Source organism: Methylobacterium sp. D54C, assembly GCF_053345595.1.
In genome coordinates this window covers 36,974-54,471 of record NZ_JBKFAK010000008.1, presented here as the reverse complement: position 1 = coordinate 54,471, position 17,498 = coordinate 36,974, and the positions used below count along the sequence as shown (strand labels likewise).

Annotated in this window: 15 protein-coding genes; 5 read left to right on the top strand and 10 right to left on the bottom strand. The window is 71.4% G+C overall.

The genetic code is table 11. From position 1 onward, the window contains the following. Nucleotides 1-34 precede the first annotated feature (34 nt). The 6 genes from ACLBYB_RS17530 to ACLBYB_RS17505 form a co-directional block, all read right to left on the bottom strand. Nucleotides 35-2,215 (bottom strand): TonB-dependent siderophore receptor, encoded by a 2,181-nt coding sequence (locus tag ACLBYB_RS17530; RefSeq protein WP_447699528.1) that lies wholly within the window; start codon nt 2,213-2,215, stop codon nt 35-37. Nucleotides 2,216-2,641: 426 nt separating this feature from the next. After that, nucleotides 2,642-3,280, bottom strand: coding sequence for a TetR/AcrR family transcriptional regulator (locus ACLBYB_RS17525; protein WP_091677649.1), 639 nt, complete (start codon nt 3,278-3,280; stop codon nt 2,642-2,644). After that, entirely contained in the window at nt 3,277-3,576 is a 300-nt protein-coding gene (locus ACLBYB_RS17520) for a hypothetical protein (protein WP_020093189.1), read from the bottom strand. Before ACLBYB_RS17520 ends, ACLBYB_RS17525 begins: the two co-directional genes overlap by 4 nt. Nucleotides 3,577-3,979: 403 nt before the next feature. Beyond that, nucleotides 3,980-5,827, bottom strand: a complete 1,848-nt coding sequence (locus ACLBYB_RS17515; protein ID WP_447699527.1) for an NADPH-dependent assimilatory sulfite reductase hemoprotein subunit — start codon at nt 5,825-5,827, stop codon at nt 3,980-3,982. 262 nt (nt 5,828-6,089) lie between these two features. Beyond that, nucleotides 6,090-7,859, bottom strand: a complete 1,770-nt coding sequence (locus ACLBYB_RS17510; protein ID WP_447699526.1) for a diflavin oxidoreductase — start codon at nt 7,857-7,859, stop codon at nt 6,090-6,092. Nucleotides 7,860-7,970: 111 nt separating this feature from the next. Then, entirely contained in the window at nt 7,971-8,486 is a 516-nt protein-coding gene (locus ACLBYB_RS17505; RefSeq protein WP_010686224.1) for an Lrp/AsnC family transcriptional regulator, read from the bottom strand. A 265-nt stretch (nt 8,487-8,751) separates the two neighbouring features. On the opposite strand from ACLBYB_RS17505, the gene ACLBYB_RS17500 reads away from it, so the two are divergent. Genes ACLBYB_RS17500 through cysN form a run of 3 tightly spaced genes read left to right on the top strand, consistent with a single transcriptional unit; the run spans nt 8,752 to nt 11,944 of the window. Next, nucleotides 8,752-9,579: a phosphoadenylyl-sulfate reductase gene (locus ACLBYB_RS17500; RefSeq protein ID WP_020093186.1), complete on the top strand. Its 828-nt coding sequence runs from the start codon at nt 8,752-8,754 to the stop codon at nt 9,577-9,579. Beyond that, a complete protein-coding gene (gene cysD, locus ACLBYB_RS17495) occupies nt 9,576-10,538 on the top strand; it encodes a sulfate adenylyltransferase subunit CysD (RefSeq protein ID WP_091926378.1) in 963 nt (320 codons plus the stop codon). The genes ACLBYB_RS17500 and cysD overlap by 4 nt, the downstream gene beginning before the upstream one ends. Beyond that, nucleotides 10,538-11,944 carry a sulfate adenylyltransferase subunit CysN gene (cysN, locus tag ACLBYB_RS17490; protein ID WP_447699525.1) on the top strand — a complete coding sequence of 469 codons (1,407 nt, stop codon included), beginning with the start codon at nt 10,538-10,540 and terminating at the stop codon, nt 11,942-11,944. Before cysD ends, cysN begins: the two co-directional genes overlap by 1 nt. Nucleotides 11,945-12,111: 167 nt before the next feature. On the opposite strand, the gene ACLBYB_RS17485 is transcribed toward cysN, so the two are convergent. The 4 genes from ACLBYB_RS17485 to ACLBYB_RS17470 form a co-directional block, all read right to left on the bottom strand. Continuing rightward, nucleotides 12,112-13,140 (bottom strand): fumarylacetoacetate hydrolase family protein, encoded by a 1,029-nt coding sequence (locus ACLBYB_RS17485; RefSeq protein WP_447699524.1) that lies wholly within the window; start codon nt 13,138-13,140, stop codon nt 12,112-12,114. 105 nt (nt 13,141-13,245) lie between these two features. After that, a complete protein-coding gene (locus ACLBYB_RS17480; RefSeq protein ID WP_447699523.1) occupies nt 13,246-14,268 on the bottom strand; it encodes an LLM class flavin-dependent oxidoreductase in 1,023 nt (340 codons plus the stop codon). Nucleotides 14,269-14,314: 46 nt separating this feature from the next. Further along, on the bottom strand, nt 14,315-14,656 hold the full coding sequence (locus ACLBYB_RS17475) for a type II toxin-antitoxin system RelE/ParE family toxin (RefSeq protein WP_026604932.1): 342 nt from the start codon (nt 14,654-14,656) through the stop codon (nt 14,315-14,317). Then, on the bottom strand, nt 14,649-14,927 hold the full coding sequence (locus ACLBYB_RS17470) for a ribbon-helix-helix domain-containing protein (RefSeq protein WP_326491885.1): 279 nt from the start codon (nt 14,925-14,927) through the stop codon (nt 14,649-14,651). Before ACLBYB_RS17470 ends, ACLBYB_RS17475 begins: the two co-directional genes overlap by 8 nt. 166 nt (nt 14,928-15,093) lie before the next feature. Between ACLBYB_RS17470 and ACLBYB_RS17465 the strand changes: the two genes are divergently transcribed. Together ACLBYB_RS17465 and ACLBYB_RS17460 are read left to right on the top strand one after the other, a co-directional pair. Then, nucleotides 15,094-16,296: a pyridoxal phosphate-dependent aminotransferase gene (locus ACLBYB_RS17465; RefSeq protein ID WP_020093181.1), complete on the top strand. Its 1,203-nt coding sequence runs from the start codon at nt 15,094-15,096 to the stop codon at nt 16,294-16,296. 27 nt (nt 16,297-16,323) lie between these two features. After that, nucleotides 16,324-17,166 (top strand): DUF1932 domain-containing protein, encoded by an 843-nt coding sequence (locus ACLBYB_RS17460; protein ID WP_447699522.1) that lies wholly within the window; start codon nt 16,324-16,326, stop codon nt 17,164-17,166. Nucleotides 17,167-17,498 lie beyond the last annotated feature (332 nt).

Here is a 17,498-nt window from a genome sequence, read left to right as displayed (position 1 = left end):
ACGGCCCGGCCGCTCGGGCGATACGGCCCGCCCGTCAGAGCCGGGCGGTGATCGTCGCCAGCACCGTGAACGGCGCCCCGGGGGTGTTGTTGGTCGCGTTGGTCGGCGCCTCGATGTAGCGCGCGTTCGTCAGGTTGCGCATGTTCACCGACAGGCGCCAGTGGGCGTCGAAATCGTAGTACACGAGCGCGTCGAGCCGGTTGTAGGCGCCCACGGTGAAGCTGTTGTCGAGGTCGCCGTAGCGTCGGCCGACATGGGTGACGCCGAAGCCGAGCCCGAGCCCGCGCAGCGGGCCGTCCTGGAACGCGTAGGTCGTCCACAGGCTGCCGCTGAACACCGGCACGCCGGTGAGCCGGTTGCCGACCGCGAAGGTCGTGTCCTTGGTGATCCGCGCGTCGATCAGGCCGACACTGCCGATGATGCTCCAGCCGGGCAGGATCTCGCCGGCCAGATCGGCCTCGACACCCCGCGACCGCTGCTGGCCGGTGATGACCGAGAAGGTGGGATTGCGCGGGTCGGTGGCCGCGACGTTGTCCCGGACGATCTGGAAGGCGGCCGCGCTCAGGGTCAGGCCGGGCGTGAGATCGACCCGGGTGCCGGCCTCGACCTGCTCGCCCGTGCTGGGCGGGGGGCTCGCCACGTTCAGCACGCTGGCGGTCTGCGGCAGGAACGACGTGGCGTAGCTCGCGTAGAAGGTCAGCGGCTCGAACGGCCGGTAGATCAGCCCGACCCGCGGCGAGGCGCCGAACAGGGTCTGCTCGGGCGGCTGGGTCCGCGAGGCCGGCTGGCGGTTGAAATAGTACTGGCTGCCGAGATCGAACCGGGCCCCGACGACGAGCTGCAGGCCCGGCGCCAGCACGATCTGGTCCTGGACGTAGAGCCCGAACACCTCCAGCTTCTGCTTCAGGTCGGCCTGGAACCGGAGCGGCTGGAAGGCCGCGCCGAACATCGGGTTGAGGAAGCTGACCGGGGCGAGGTTGCCCTGCTGGAGGAAGGCGTGCCGGAAGCCGTTCGAGTACTCGAACCCGAGGAGCGCCGTATGGGCGAAGCCGAAGGTGTCGAACTTCATCACGGCCTCGGTCTGGCTGTCGACCGCGGCGAAGCGTGAGTTGACCGCGGTTTCCCGCCGGGTCAGCAGCGTGCCGGCGTCGTTGACGTCCAGGGCACGGGCGGCGAACACGTCGAACGTGCCCCATTGCCCGGCGATGACCTGCCGGAGCGTCAGGTTCTCGTTGACGTCGTGCTCGGCCCGCATGGTGATCGTGTTGAACGCGCCGAAGTAGCGCGAGGACGGCTCACCGTAGAACCGGCCGATGTTGTCGAGCGGGACGCGGCCGCGGAAGGCCACCAGCCCCTCGTCGTACTGGGTGTGCTGGTTGGTGAATTCCGAGTTCACGTAGACCCGGGTGTCGGCGCTCGGCGTCCAGCTGAAGGCCGGCGCCACGAAGACGCGCCGGTTCGTGTCGCCGCCGTAATTGCGGAAGGTCGGATCCTCCTGGGCGGCGAAGCTGAGACGCGCGGCGAGGCCCTCGACGGCGGGCAGCGCGCTCGACACGGAGCCCTGGAACCGCCGGAAGCCGAAGCTGCCGCCCTGCACGCTCGCGTCGGCCGTGGGCTCGAAGGTGGGCCGGCGGGTCACGATGTTGATGACGCCGCCGGGGTCGCCCCGGCCGAACAGCACGGAGGCCGGCCCCTTGATCACCTCGACGCGCTCGGCGTCCACGAGGTCCCGTGTGACCGGGTAGAAATTGATGGCCGGATCGACCAGCACGCCGTCGACGGCGAAGACCTGCGTGGAGAAGCCGCGGATCAGGTAGTTCTGCGATCGTCCCTGGATGGTGCTGCCGAGAACCACGTTGCTGACGTTGGTCACGGCATCGGTCAGCCGCAGGTCCTGCTGATCGGTGATCACCGAGCGGGACACGACGTTGATCGATTGCGGCGAGTCGCGCACCGGCGTGTCGGTGCGCGTGGCGGTCGCCGAGCGCGTCGCCCGATAGCCGGTGACGGGACCGTCGGCCCGCTCGCTGACCGGGCCCGTGCCCGCAACGCTGAGTTCGGAGAGCACGACCTCGTCGGCGGCCGGGTCGGATTGCGCGCGGATCTCCGTCGGCGCGAGCAGGAGGAGCGACGTCGCGAGTCCGGTGCTGCAGATATTCAGGCGCGACCGGCAGTATTTGATGCGATCGACGGCGTCGATCCGGGCGGCGTGCATGATTTAAAATCGTTCTCAAGAGCGGCGTATCGACGCGGTGCGGTGTTTCTAGAGTGCAAACGCCGTCCTTTCTCAACGCCGATCCCGAAAGCCGCGGGTGACGCGCGCATCCTCTGCCCGGATGTGGCGCGGAAGGCACGCTTTGAGGGGCAATGCTTTGAAATCATTCAAAGATGCCAACTACAGAGTGTGTAATGCGTGGCCTTCGCAACCGGCTGAATCCCAAGCCGCGGGCCGACTCACGCCGTCGCGTCTGTCAGGTGACCGCGCGGGATCGCCCGGGAGAACGGCCGGCCGGCCCGCGCGAGGGGGGAAACGCGGACCGGCCGGCGTACCGCGCGCCGTGTCCGACGCGCGATCGTCGATGGCGGTTCGACCGGCGCGCCGCCGGTGCGTCCCGGGGGCGCGGCGGCAGCGGTGCCGGGATCAGCGGCCGGCGTGTCGGCCCGCGAGCGCGGGGGCCGGCAGGCGACCGTCGAGCCCGGCGTCGAGGAGCGCGTGGAGCTGGGCGATCGCCGCGGCGACGTCGTAGTCGGGCAGCGCGGCCCGGCCGACGACGATCCCCTTCATCAGCGGCGCGAGCAGGGCGTAGAGCCCGGCCGGATCGCATCCCGGCGCGGTGGCGAGCGCCGCCAGGGTCGCCACGAACCAGTCGCGGCTCTCCGCCTCGGTCCGCGCCGTCATGGCGGCGATGTCCGGGTTGCGGGTCGATTCCGACCAGATCTCCACCCGCAGGGTCGCGGCCTCGCGGGTGATCGACGCGAAGTAGCGGGCGATGATGCCCAGCAACGTCCCGCGCGGGTCGCCGCTGCCCTCCATCTCGGCGACCAGGAGCGTGCCGCGCTCGCGCTCGCGCTCCACCAGCCCGAGGACCAGGGCCTCCTTGGATTCGAAGTAGCGGTAGAAGTTGCCCGGACTCATCGCGGCCTCGCGGGCGAGGTCCTGCATGGTGGTGCGATGGAAGCCGTTGCGCGCGAAACAGGCCTCGGCGGCGTCGAGGATGTGCGCGCGCCGGGCGGACGGGTCGCCGCGGGCCTCCGCCCTCCTGTCCGCCGCGACGGTCACGATCCCGGCTGCGCCGTGACGGCGACCGGGGCGACGCGGCTCTGGTCCTTGCCCAGGCTGGCGACCGCGCAGGATTGCGGTCCCTGATGCAGGTCCGCGCAGATCCGGGCCTGCCAGCCGTCCGGGCCGGCGCCCGTCCAGTTAATCAGGGCCAGCCAGGCGAGGGCCAGGACGGCGCCGAAGGTCAGGTTGGCGGGGGTGCAGACGGCGCGGACGAGGGCGAGGGCGCCCGGGCCGCGGGCGCCGAAACGCTCGGCATCGAGATCGGACCAGCGGCCTTCGAGGGTGAGAGCCATCGCGCGCTCCTGTTTGCCTCACCCTTATAATGAACGTTCATTCTCATGTCAATGAACGTTCATTCTCGTCGCGGGCGATGGGTTGCGACGGCAGCGCATCGCTGGGGCGGGGATATGCGAGGGCGGGGATCTACCGGGCGTGCCGGCGCGAGCGCGGCCGGGTCTCCGGCGGCGGTTCCGGTTTTCTCGGAACGGCCGTCCGGATCCACGCATGGGCGGGGAGCTCCTCCGGGGCTCGGATCCCTCGCGCCGCGGCCCGGCCGCCCGGGATCGGCGCGCGGCTCCGGTCAGGGCGGGGCCGGGCCGCGACCCGCATTCCGCAACCCTGCCCGCGACCCTGCCGCCGCGGCCTCGCGGTCCCGGCGCGTCCGGAAGCGCCGTCCCGGACGCGCGCGGCCTTTCGTCAGCCGAGCGTGGCCGGCTTGAGGGCGCCGGTCCGCTCGTGGAAGTCCGGGCCGTTGGTGGTCCGCGCCACGTGGCCGGCGCGGATCAGGTAGTCGCCGAAATGCTCGCCCGGCTGCCGGCCCTTCGCGTAGTCGGCGAAGAGCGGGTCGAGGGTGTCGCGGATCTCGGAGGCCGCCACGTCCTCCCGGTAGAGCTTGCTGAGCCGCGAGCCGTCGTGGGCGGCGCCCAGGTAGAGGTGGTAGCGCTCGGGGCCGCGGCCGACGAGGCCGATCTCCGAGATGAACGGCCGGGCGCAGCCGTTCGGGCAGCCGGTGGAGCGGATCGTGATCTCCTCCTCGGCGAGCCCGTGGGACGCGAGGCTCTCCTCCAGCTCGGTCATCAGGTCCGGCAGGTAGCGCTCGCTCTCGGCGAGCGCGAGGCCGCAGGTCGGCAGGGCCACGCAGGCGATCGAGCTGCGCCGCAGCGCGCTCGCGCCCCGGGTCAGGCCGTACTCGTCGACCAGCGCGTCGATCTCGGCGCGCTTCTCGGCCGGGACATTGGCGATGATGACGTTCTGGTTGCCGGTGAGGCGGAAATCACCCTGATGCACCTCGGCGATGCGGCGCAGGCCCGAGAGGAACTGCGCGCCGCCCGCGATGTCCTTGATCCGGCCCGAGGGCACGTAGAGGGTCAGGTGGTGGCGGCCGTCGTCGCCCTCGACCCAGCCGTAGCGGTCGCCGTTGCCCGTGAAGGTGAAGGGCTTGGGCGCGCCGAGCTTCTTGCCGGCGCGCTTCTCGACCTCGGCCCGGAAGGCGTCGAGGCCGTAGCGCTCGATCGTGTACTTGAGCCGGGCGTTCTTGCGGTTCTTGCGGTTGCCCCAGTCGCGCTGGACGGTCATCACCGCCTCGGCGACCTTCAGGGCGTCCTCGGGCTTCACGAAGCCCATCACGTCGGCGGTGCGCGGGAAGGTGTCGGGCTCGCCGTGGGTCATGCCCATGCCGCCGCCCACCGTGACGTTCCAGCCGGTGACCTGGTTCTTCTTGTCGAGGATCGCGATGAAGCCGAGGTCGTGGGCGAAGATGTCGACCTCGTTGGAGGGCGGCACCGCCACGACGGTCTTGAACTTCCGCGGCAGGTAGGTCCGGCCGTAGACCGGCTCGACCTCGGCCTCCTCCTCGCCGCCGACCACGCGCTCGCCGTCGAGCCAGATCTCCCGCCACGCGCTGGTCTTGGGCAGCAGCGAGTCGGAGATGTCCTTGGCGAGCTGGTAGGCGGCCTTGTGGGCGCCGGTCTGAGCGGGGTTCGTCGCCGCCATGACGTTGCGGTTGACGTCGCCGCAGGCCGCGATCGTGTCGAGCAGCGCGCCGTCGATGGCCGCCATCGTGCGCTTCAGGTTCGACTTGATCACGCCGTGGTACTGGAAGGTCTGGCGCGTGGTCGCGCGCAGCGCCCCGCCCGCGTAGGTCCGGGCGATGTCGTCGAGGATCAGCCACTGCTTCGGGGTGATGACGCCGCCGGCGATGCGTAGGCGGATCATGAAGCTGTAGGCCTTGTCGAGCTTCTTCTTGGTCCGCTCGGGGCGCAGGTCGCGGTCGTCCTGCAGGTACATCCCGTGGAACTTCACGAGCTGCCCGTCATCCTCCGAGATCGCCCCGGTGGCGTGCTTGAGGAGGCCGTCCGCCAGGGTGCCGCGGAGGTAGCCGCTGGCGATCTTGATGTGCTCGTTCGCCGCGAGCTTCTCCGCGCGCGCGGCCTCGGCGTCCGTGATCGGGCGCGTTGTCGGCGGGGTCTCGTAGACGCGCTTGGCCGGGGCGGTGGTCGGGCCGGGGGCCGGGGTCTCGGCGTCGCGGGGGCTGTGGTCGTCCATGGGGTGAATCCGTCTGTCTGAACGCGTCTCCCAGCCCCCGCGTCAGGGGTGGGTGTCGAGCGGAGCGCGCGCCGGTTCACGGAAGGGGCGGGATCCGCGACGGTCCCCCTCTCCCCGGCGGGAGAGGGTTGGGGTGAGGGACGCGCCCTCTCCGGAAAGACCTGGATCCCTCACCCTGTCCCTCTCCCGCCCGGGAGAGGGGACCCGCGCCCCGTCCTGCTCCGCTGCAATCTCGATCCTGCGGCCTCGGAAGGCCGATCCGTCAGTAAACGTCCTGCTGGTAGCGGTGGCTGCGCTCCAGCGCCGCGACCTGCGCCTCGGCGTCGGCGGCGCTGAGGCCCTTCGCGCTCTGGTACGCGCCCACCACGGCGGCGCGCACGTCCTTGGCCATGGCCTTGGCATCGCCGCAGACGTAGAGATGCGCGCCCCCGTCCAGCCAGGAGACCAACTCCTGCGCGTGCTGGGTGATCCGGTCCTGAACGTAGACCTTCTCCGGCTGGTCCCGCGAGAAGGCCACGTCGATCTTCGTGAGCGACCCGTCCTCCAGGGCGTCCTGCCACTCGAGCTGGTACAGGAAGTCGTGGGTGAAGTGCCGGTCGCCGAAGAACAGCCACGACCGCCCCGGGGCCTCCACGGCCCGGCGCTCCTGCACGAAGGCGCGGAACGGCGCGACGCCGGTGCCCGGCCCGACCATGATGATGTCGGTGGCCGGATCCTGCGGCAGGCGGAAGTGGCGGTTCGGCTTCAGCCGCACCCGCAGCTTGGCGCCGTCGCGGATCCGGTCGGCGACGTGGACCGAGGCGACGCCCGCGCGGGCGCGGCCGTGGGTCTCGTAGCGCACCGCCGCGATCGCGAGGTGGACCTCGTCGCCGACCTCCTTGCGGGAGGAGGCGATCGAGTAGGCCCGCGGCGGCAGCGGCCGGGTGATCGTATTCACGTGCTCGGCGGTGAGCTTCGCCGGGTAGGTCTCCAGCAGGTCGATCAGGTGGCGGCCCTCGATCCAGGCCTTGGCCTCGCCGCTGTCGATGAGCGTCTGCGCCTCCGCGTGGCCGGTCGCCTTCACGAAGCGCTCGATCGTGGCGGCCGACAGCGTGGTGATGTCCCGCTCGGCGAGCAGCGCCCGGCGCAGGGCCTCGTCGCCGGAGAGCCCGGCGGCGTTCAGGATCTCGTCCACGAGCTGCGGGTCGTTCTCGGGATAGATCTCCAGCGAATCGCCGGGCTCGTAGGCCGGCGCGCCGTCCTCGAAGGCGAGCGCGAGGTGGATCGTCTCCTTGTCGGAGCGCGAGGAGTTGAGGTTCACGTGCTCGACGACCTCGACCACGACGGGCTCGCGGCTCGGCTCGGCGTCGTCGTCCTCGCCGGCGCCGGCGCGGGCGAAGTCCACCGCCACGACGTTGTCGGGCTGCTCGGCCGGGGCGAGCGCCTTCAGCGCGCCCTTGATCCAGTCGGCGGCCGGCTTCTCGAAGTCGAGGTCGAGGTCGGCCCGCTCGGCGGCGCGCTTGGCGCCGAGCGCCTCGAAGCGCGCGTCGAGCGCCTTCCCGATGGCGCAGAACTCCGCGTAGGACGTGTCGCCGAGCGACAGGACCGCGAACTCGACGCCGTCGAGGCGCGGGGCGCCCTCCCCCATCAGCTCGCCGTAGGCCCGCACGGCCCGGGCCGGGGGCTCGCCCTCGCCCCAGGTGGCCGCGATGGCGATCAGCTTGCCGGCCTTGGGCAGGGTCGCGACGTCGAGGTCGGCGAAGTCCACCACCTTCGGCTTGAAGCCCTGCTTGCGCGCGAGCTTGGCGACGTTGCCGGCGAGCGCCTCGGAGTTCCCCGATTCGCTGGCGTAGATCACCGTCAGCGGCGCGGCGGCCTTGGGCGGGGCGGCCGGCACCGCGGCCGGCTGGCCGCCCGCGGCGTCGAGGCCCGCCAGGAAGCCGGCGAGCCAGGCGCGCTGCGTGGGGCTCGCGGTGCCGAGCACCGCGTCGAGGCTGGCGCGCTCGCCGTCCCCGAACGGGGCGGTGCGCGGGAGGAGATTCTGGCGGGACATCACGGGACCATGTCGGGGCCGGCGCGGCCGGTGTCAATCGAGAAACGTTCGTTTTGCAGAACGGGCGGCGTATAGGACATCACGTTCGCTGCACTGCGAAAAAAGAGAATATCATTCTCCAACCACGGCGAGGACGGGGGCCGTCCCCGGCAGGTGCCGCCCGTTCTTCGGGGGCGCCGGCAGCGGCAGGGCCGTGGTGGATTTCACCTTCTCCATCGCGAAGCGGGAGGTGACGTTCTTGAGCGGCAGCACCGCGATGAGGTGCTTGTAGAAGCTGTCATAGGCCTGCATGTCGGCGACGACGACCCGCAGCATGTAGTCCACGTCGCCGGCCATCCGGTAGAACTCCAGCACCTCCGGCATGGCCGAGACGGTTGCGGCGAAGCGCTGCAGCCACTCCTGGGAATGGTCCGCGGTCTCGATGGAGACGAACACGGTCAGCCCGAGGCCCAGCTTCACCGGATCGAGCACCGCCACGCGCCGGTCGATGACCCCGTCGGCCTCCAACTTCTGGATGCGCTTCCAGCACGGGGTCTGCGACAGGCCCACGCGCTCGCCGATCGCCGCGATGGAGAGCGTGGCGTCCGTCTGCAGCAGGGCGAGAATCTTCAGATCGATCGCGTCCAAAGCTGTCTCCGTGGGCTTCCGCCGCGCGCGGGGCGCGAGCGCATATACGTGTCTACCGGGACCGGTGAGAAGAATCTTTTACCTCGGGCCCATGCTGCCCGCGCCGGAAGCTGTGCGCAACCGCACGCCGAACCGCCGGTCCGACCCCGCCAAGCGCGCCGGGGCGCCTTGACTTCGTTCGGTATAGCGAACATTTCGACCGCTCGACAACAGGCACGGCGCTGGCCGTGGCCTTTCCACCACGCGAACCCCGGGACATGGCGCGATGACCCGTCCGGACCGACAGGCGGCCGACTCCCTCGCGGAGCGGCTGTCCGGGCTCGACCTTCCAGGCCGCCTCCACCTGATCGCCGCCGAGATCCCCGGCCGCCTCGTCTTCACGACGAGCCTCGGCGTCGAGGACCAGGCGCTCACCCACGCGCTGGCCATGGCGGGCCTCGCGAAGGGTCGCGTCGAGATCGTCACCCTCGATACCGGCCGCCTCTTCGCCGAGACCTACGACACGTGGACCGAGACCGAGTCGGCCTACGGCATCCGAATCACCGCCTACGCCCCCGAACGCGCGGCCGCCGAGGACTTCGTGCGGAGCGAGGGCATCAACGGCTTCCGGCGCTCGGTGGCGGCCCGTCAGGCCTGCTGCGGCTTCCGCAAGGTCGAGCCGCTCGGCCGCGCGCTCGCCGGCGCGAGCGGCTGGCTCACCGGGCTGCGGGCCGGCCAGTCGGCCAACCGCGCCGAGACGCCGCTCGCCGCCTTCGACGCGGAGCGCGGCCTGATCAAGCTGAACCCGCTGGCCGACTGGTCGCGGGAGCAGGTCGACCGCTTCGTGCGCGACAATTTCGTGCCCTACAACGTCCTGCACGATCGCGGCTTCCCGTCGATCGGCTGCGCCCCCTGCACCCGCGCCGTGAAGCTCGGCGAGCCCGAGCGGGCCGGCCGCTGGTGGTGGGAGCAGGAAGACAAGAAGGAGTGCGGCCTGCACGTCGGACGCCCCGGTGCGGCCGTGCAGCCGGGCCAAGAGCCCGCGATCCTCGAGCCCGCCGCCTTCGAGACCACCCCGAATCAGACAGCCCGCCAGCCGGAGTTCGCCCGATGAGCGCCGCCCTCGCCGCCGCCGTGCAGCCGAGCGCCCCCACGCCCGCACCGACCGCCGCCGACCGCCTCAGCCATCTCAAGAGGCTGGAGGCCGAGAGCATCCACATCTTCCGGGAGACGGTCGCCGAGACCGAGAACCCGGTGATGCTCTACTCGATCGGCAAGGATTCCTCGGTGCTGCTGCACCTCGCCCTCAAGGCCTTCGCGCCCGGGCGGCTGCCGTTCCCGCTGCTCCACGTCGACACGACGTGGAAGTTCCGCGAGATGATCGCCTTCCGCGACGCCCGCGCCAAAGAGCTCGGCCTCGACCTCCTGGTCCACACCAACCCGGACGGGCTCGCCCGCGGCGTCGGCCCGGTGAGCCACGGCTCCGAGGTCCACACCGACGTGATGAAGACGCAGGCCCTGCGGCAGGCGCTCGACAAGCACAAGTTCGACGCGGCCTTCGGCGGCGCCCGCCGCGACGAGGAGGCGAGCCGCGCCAAGGAGCGGATCATCTCCCTGCGCACCGCGCAGCACCGCTGGGACCCGAAGCGCCAGCGCGCCGAGCCCTGGCACCTCTACAATCTCAAGAAGAAGCGCGGCGAGTCCCTGCGGGTCTTCCCGCTGTCGAACTGGACCGAGCTCGACATCTGGCTCTACATCGAGCAGGAAAACATTCCGATCGTGCCGCTCTACTTCGCCAAGGAGCGGCCGGTGGTCGAGCGCGAGGGCCAGCTCATCATGGTCGACGACGAGCGCCTGCCGCTCGCGCCGGGCGAGACCCCGCAGCAGCGCCTCGTCCGCTTCCGCACCCTCGGCTGCTACCCGCTCACCGGCGCGGTGGAGAGCGACGCGGCCTCGCTCCCCGAGATCATCGGCGAGACGCTGGCGGCGCGCACCTCGGAGCGCCAGGGCCGGGTGATCGACAAGGACGGGGCCGGCGCCATGGAGCGCAAGAAGCAGGAGGGCTATTTCTGATGACGCTCCACCAGGCTCCCACGGCCTTCACCGACCGGGCCTCCGGCTACGCGGCGTTCCTCACCGCCCACCGCAACAAGGCGGTGCTGCGCTTCATCGCCTGCGGCTCGGTGGATGACGGCAAGTCGACCCTGATCGGGCGGCTCCTGCACGACACCAAGCAGATCTTCGACGACCAGATCTCGGCGCTCCAGCGGGATTCCCGCAAGCACGGGACGCAGGGGCAGGAGATGGACCTCGCGCTGCTCGTCGACGGCCTCCAGGCCGAGCGCGAGCAGGGCATCACCATCGACGTCGCCTACCGGTTCTTCTCCACCGACAAGCGCTCCTTCATCGTGGCCGACACCCCCGGCCACGAGCAGTACACCCGCAACATGGCCACCGGCGCCTCGACGGCCGACGTGGCGGTGATCCTGGTCGACGCCCGCCAGGGCCTGACCCGGCAGACGCGGCGCCACGCGCTGCTCGTGTCGAATCTCGGGATCCGCCGCGTCGTGCTGGCGGTGAACAAGATGGACCTCGCCGGCTGGGCGCAGGGCACCTTCGACGGCATCGTGTCGGGGTTCTCGGACTTCGCCCGCGGGCTGAATTTCTCCGAGGTCAAGGCGATCCCGCTCTCGGCCAAGAACGGCGACAACGTCGTGGACGCGGGCGTCGCGGCGCCCTGGTACACGGGCGGCACCCTGCTCCACTACCTCGAGACCGTGCCGGTCCGCGCGGAGGCGCTGAACGCGCCGTTCCGGATGGCGGTGCAGTGGGTCAACCGGCCCAATTCCGAGTTCCGCGGCTACAGCGGCCGGATCGCCAGCGGCCGGGTGCGGCCGGGCGATTCGGTGACGGTGCAGCCCTCCGGCCGGACCTCCACGGTGGCGCGGATCTACACCGCCGACGGCGACCTGCCCGAGGCCGGCGAGGACGAGTCGGTGACCCTGGTGCTGGCCGACCAGATCGACGCCTCCCGCGGGCAGGTGATCGTGGCCACCGACGCGCCGATGCGGGTCACCGAGACCCTCGACGCGCGCCTGTTCTGGGCCTCCGAGACCGATCTGAGCCCGGGGGCGAGCCTGCTCGCCAAGATCGGCACCGCCACGGTCACCGCGACCGTGGAGCGGATCGCCTCGCGGATCGATCCGGAGACCGGCCAGCCCGGCCCGGCCGAGCGCCTGTCGGCGAACGACATCGCCGACGTGAGCCTGCGCTTCGACCGGCCGGTGGCGGTGGACCCGTACGCGGAGAACCGCGAGACCGGCAGCCTGATCCTGATCGACCGCGAGACCACCGATACGGCAGCCCTCGGGCTCATCCTGGCGCCGAAGGCGGGAGCCGCGCAGGCGGCGACGCCCGGTGCGAAGCCTGCTGAAGGATCGGGGTTCCTGGCCCGTCTCGGGCGCCTGCTCGGGCGCTGAGGACGACCCGCGCACCCTGGCCGTCTCAGGTGATGGCTGCGACAGGGCCGTCCTTGCGAGCGGAGCGAAGCGATCCAGCCGGCGCGACGACTCCCGCCGTCGCGCTACCCTGGGTCACGTCGCTGCGCTCGTGATGACGGTGCGGGTCGCGCCGCTCGGACGACGGATCAGACCAGCCTGAAGCGCAGCTCACCGAGCCCTTCCAGCTCGGATACGACCTCGTCGCCGGGTTTCAGCCACGCGCGGTCCTTGCGCGGGATCTTCTCGCCGAAGATCACCCCCTGCGGGGTCCCGGTGTAGAAGATGTCCCCCGGCTTCAGGGTCATCACCTTCGACGCGAAGCTGATCAGCTGGCGGCAGTTGAAGATCATGTCGTCGGTGCTCCAGTCCTGGCGCACCCGGCCGTTGACCAGCGTCTTGAGCTTGAGGTTGTTCGGGTCCTTCACCCGGTCGGCGGTCACCAGGTAGGGGCCGAGCGGCGCGAACCCGTCCGAGGTCTTGCCGATCATGAACTGCGAGGTCAGCGTCTGGAGGTCCCGGGCGCTGAAATCGTTGCCCGTGCAGTAGCCGGCGAGATAATCGAGGGCGTCCGCCTCGGACACGTTCCGGCACTCGCGGCCGAACACCATCACCAGCTCGGTCTCGTAGTCGAATTCCCGCGCCGCCTGGGTCGGCAGCGCGATCGTGCCGCCGTGGTGGTTCAGGGCGTTGTTGTACTTGTTGAACAGCGGCGGGTCCTTGGGGATCGGCGTGCCGGTCTCCTCCGCGTGGTGGCGGTAGTTGAAGCCCATCATGATGATCTTCTCGGGCCGCGTGACCACCGGCGCGTAGGCGACGTCGGATTCCGCCAGCACGAAGCGCCCGTCGGGGGCGGCCTCGACCGCGTCGATCAGCGCCCGCAGCGCCGGGCCGCGCCCGTTCTGGAGGAGGTCGTCCATGTCGGCGGGGACCGGCATCCCGAGCGCCCGGCCGGCGGCCTCGACGTCGAGAACGCCGTCCTTCGTCTTCACGCCCAGGGCGTAGCCGTCGCCGCGGCGCATGTTGAGGAGGACCATGTCGCGGGGCATGCCGAAGGGCGGCGCCCCCGTCGGCGTGGATTTCGGAGCCGCCGTGCGCTCCTCGGCGGCCCGGGCCGGCGCCGCGGCGGCGGCGAGGCCGGCGGCCGTGGCGGTCAGGAATTCGCGTCGGTTGCCCATGCTGCCTCTCCTCCGGTCGGCCCGTCTGGTCGCGGGCGTGAACCGTGGGAGCCTGCACGGCCGGCGGCGCCGCCGCCAGCGCCCGCGGCGGGGGCGGGTGACGGCTCAGGCCGCCTGTGAGGCGGCGCCGAGCCCCCAGGCCCGCGCCAGCAGCGCGTAGGAGTCGTGGCGCGCCGCCTGGTCGGGGATCGCCGAGACGATCATCAGCTCGTCGGCCTGCGTGCGCGCGACCATCTCGGCGAGCCGGGCCCGCAGGGTCTCGGGGCCGCCCACGTGCAGGCGGTCGCGGCCGCGCTCGATCTGCACCCGCTCGCCGTCGGAATACGGGTAGTCCAGCGCCTCGGCGAGGCTCGGCAGAGGCCGGTACTCGCCGCGCTCCCGACGCAGCGTCGCGAGCCGCGCGCTGGAGGCGAGGCGCTCGGCCTCCGCGTCCGTGGCGGCGCAGATCGCCGCCACCGCCAGGATCGCGTGGGGCTTCGCGCCGAGCCGCGTCGGCCGGAACCGGTTCCGGTAATCCAGCATCGGCGGCTCCGCGGGCATCCCGGAGAAGTGCTGCGCGAAGCCGAAACCGCAGCCGATCTCGCCGGCGAGGCGGGCGCTGTAGTCGGAGGACCCGAGCAGGAAGATCGGCGGCAGCGGCACCCCCGCGGGGCTCGCCTCGATCCGCGCGAACGGGTGCCCCTCCGGGAAGCCGCCGTCCCAGAACAGCAGCTCCTGGAGGCGGTCGAGGAAGTCGTCCCCGCCCTCCCCCGGCGCTTCCCGGCGGCGCATCGCCCGCGCGGTGAGGCCGTCGGTGCCGGGTGCGCGCCCCAGACCGAGGTCGATCCGGCCCGGAAACAGGGCCTCCAGCACCCGGAAGCGCTCGGCCACCATCAGCGGCGCGTGGTTCGGCAGCATGATGCCGCCCGAGCCGACCCGGATGTTGCGGGTCGCGGCGGCGATCTGGCCGATCATGATCTCGGGCGCCGGGCTCGCCACGTTGGGGAGCGCGTGGTGCTCGGCGAGCCAGTAGCGCCGGTAGCCGAGGTTATCGACGTGGCGGGCGAGGGCCAGCGTGTCGTGCAGCGCCCGCGCCGGGGTCGAGTCGGCACTGACGAAGGAGAGGTCGAGGACGGAGAGCGGGGTCATGCCGGGTGAGATGGGGGTCTGGGCCGGCCGGTGCGAGGGCAGTTCGTCAGGACGGGGGCTCCTGAGCTTCTTCCGTGGTATCGCCTGGATAGACCGCCTCGAAATCGCGGCCGCCATAGAAGATATTGAGGATCCTCACGGATCCACGTTCCACGCGATAGGCGATCACAGCCGATCTCTCGAACGCCACCGTTCGCAAGCCTTCCAAGAGATCGTCACGGGGTCGGCCCGCATGCGGTGCGTGGCCGATTCGGTCGCACCGATCCTTGATCCGCTGCGTGAAGCGCTGCGCCGTCGCGACGTTCTGACTCCGCTGCAAGACCGTTCGGAAGATGCCGGCCAGATCGGCCTGCGCTTGAGGGCGAAACGCGACAGGCAGTCTACGCACGGCGGGTGTCGTGCCGCGCTTCAGCGAACATCCTGTCGAGATCCTCTTGAACCTCTTCGATGCTCAGATCCGGCCGCGGATCGTCCAGGGAACGCCGGATGCGGGCGCGGATGTCATCGAGACGCTCGGCATCCTCGCGTCGCTGGCGCTGCAGGGCGTGCACGGCCTCGTCGAGCAGCGCGTCCACCGAAGCGTACTCACCGGCCTCGACGCTCTCTCGCACGGCGCGGAGCGTGTCCGGTGCCAGGGTGATGCTGATCGTCTCGCCCATCGGCAGGGCCTCTCGTTCCGTCCCGATTCCGAGGATCATAGCAGAAACGTCGCTCCCGCGCGCCGCCGCGGCGTCTCACGCTTGCCGGCTCAGCGTCCCGGGCCTAGGGTCCGCCGCGCCGCGGGGAAGCGGCGCCTGACCGCAAAAATCCGGAGCATCGCACGCCATGGCTCTCCTCGCCGACGTCCTCTCGCGGGTGAAGCCGTCCGCGACCATCGTGATGACCCAGAAGGCCCGGGACCTGAAGGCCTCCGGCGTCGACGTCATCAGCCTGTCGGTGGGTGAGCCCGACTTCGACACGCCCGAGCACATCAAGCAGGCCGCCATCGCGGCGATCCACCGGAACGAGACCCGCTACCCGCCGGTCTCCGGCATCGTGCCCCTGCGCGAGGCGATCGTGCGCAAGTTCAAGCGCGAGAACGGGCTCGACTACAAGGTCTCGCAGACCATCGTGGGCACCGGCGGCAAGCAGGTGCTGTACAACGCGTTCCTCGCCACGCTGAACCCCGGCGACGAGGTGGTGATCCCCCGCCCCTACTGGGTGTCCTACCCGGAGATGGTCGGGCTGTGCGGCGGCACGCCGGTCTTCGCCGACACCGACATGGCCAACGGCTTCAAGCTCCAGGCCGAGGAGCTCGACCGGGTGCTGACCCCGAAGACCAAGTGGATCGTCCTCAACTCGCCGTCGAACCCGTCGGGCGCCGCCTATTCCCGCGCCGAGATGAAGGCGCTCACCGACGTGCTGCTCCGCTACCCGGACGTGCACATCCTCACCGACGACATCTACGAGCACCTCACCTACGGCGACTTCGCGTTCGTCACGCCGGCCCAGGTCGAGCCGCAGCTGATCGAGCGGACGCTGACGATGAACGGCGTCTCGAAGGGCTACGCCATGACCGGCTGGCGCATCGGCTACGCGGCCGGGCCGGAGGCGCTCATCAAGGCGATGGACTTTGTCCAGGGCCAGCAGACCTCCGGCGCCAGCACGATCGCGCAGTGGGCGGCGGTGGCCGCCCTCGACGGGCCGCAGGACCACCTCGCCACGTTCCGGGCCGCCTTCCAGGGCCGGCGCGACCTCGTCGTATCGATGCTCAACCAGACCAACGGGCTGACCTGCCCGACGCCGGAGGGCGCGTTCTACGTCTACCCGTCCTGCGCGGCGCTGATCGGCAAGCGGACCGAGGCCGGCAAGACCATCGAGACCGACGAGGACTTCGTCATGGAGCTGCTCCAGGCCGAGGGCGTGGCGGCGGTCCACGGCTCGGCCTTCGGCCTCGGCCCGAACCTGCGCATCTCCTACGCGACGTCGAACGCGGTGCTGGAGGAGGCCTGCCGGCGCATCCAGCGCTTCTGCGGCTCGCTGCGGTAGCGGTCCCCAGAGTCCCGGAGGCGTCCCGTGCCCACGATCGCGGTGATCGCCCCGGGCGCCATGGGCAGCGCCGTCGGCGCCCGGCTCGCCGGGCACGGCGCCCGGGTGCTGACCTCCCTGAACGGGCGCGGGGCGGCGAGCCGCGCCCGGGCCGCGGCCGCCGGCATGGCGCATGCCGGGGACGGCGACCTCGCCGCCGCCGATCTCCTGCTCTCCATCGTGCCGCCCGCCGACGCGGAGGCGCTGGCCCGCCGGCTCGCGCCCGCCCTGGCGGCGGCCCCGCGCAAGCCGGTCTACATCGACGCCAACGCCGTCAGCCCGGAGACGGTCGGGCGCGTCGCCGGGATCGTCGCGGCCACCGGCGCGCCGTTCCTCGACGGGGCGATCCTGGGCCTGCCGCCGAAGCCCGGCGCCAAGGGGCCGCGCGTCTACGTCTCGGGTCCCGAGACGGCCCCGGCCCTGGTCCTGCGCGACCTCGGCCTCGACCTGCGCGTCTGCCCCGGCGACGTCGGCGCCGCCTCCAGCCTGAAGATGAGCTATGCCGGCCTCAACAAGGGCCTGACGGCGCTCGCCGCGCTCGTGATCGGCGCCGCCGAGCGCGCCGGCGCCGGGGAAGCGCTGCTGGCCGAACTCGCCGAGAACGAGCCGGCGCTGCTGGCCCGGTTCGCCAGGGGGCTGCCCGACATGGCGCCGAAGGCCTATCGCTGGGCGCCCGAGATGGAGGAGATCGCCGGGTTCCTCGGGCCCGACGCGGCCGGGCGGCAGGTCTTCTCCGGCTACGCCGCGCTCTACCGGCGCCTCGCCGCGGAGAACGGCGCGGACGAGATCGCCGCGCTGATGCGCTTCGCCGCGGCCGCGGCGGAGCACTGATCGCCGCGGGGTCCCGGAAACGGTCCCGCCTCTGTTGCCGGCTCGGCTGTCACCCTCTACACGGGCTGTCCCCAGCGGCCGATGCGCCTGAAGGTTTCGCGAGCCCGCTCGGGCCTGCATGGCGGCGGGGTCGGCAGTGACGGGACGGTCCGGACCAGTTCTCTGGGCCGTTCCTGTGAGGCTCAGTGGGCCGAGTCGCTGCAGGAGTGTCGGGAGCGCGGGGAACAGGAACCGCGGGTCCGGCGCATGGCCCACATGATTTCCCACCCGATTCCGCCCGTGAGACGGGTCGCGGGCGCGGGCTCCTGACCCGTTCCGGGACAGGGGCGCAC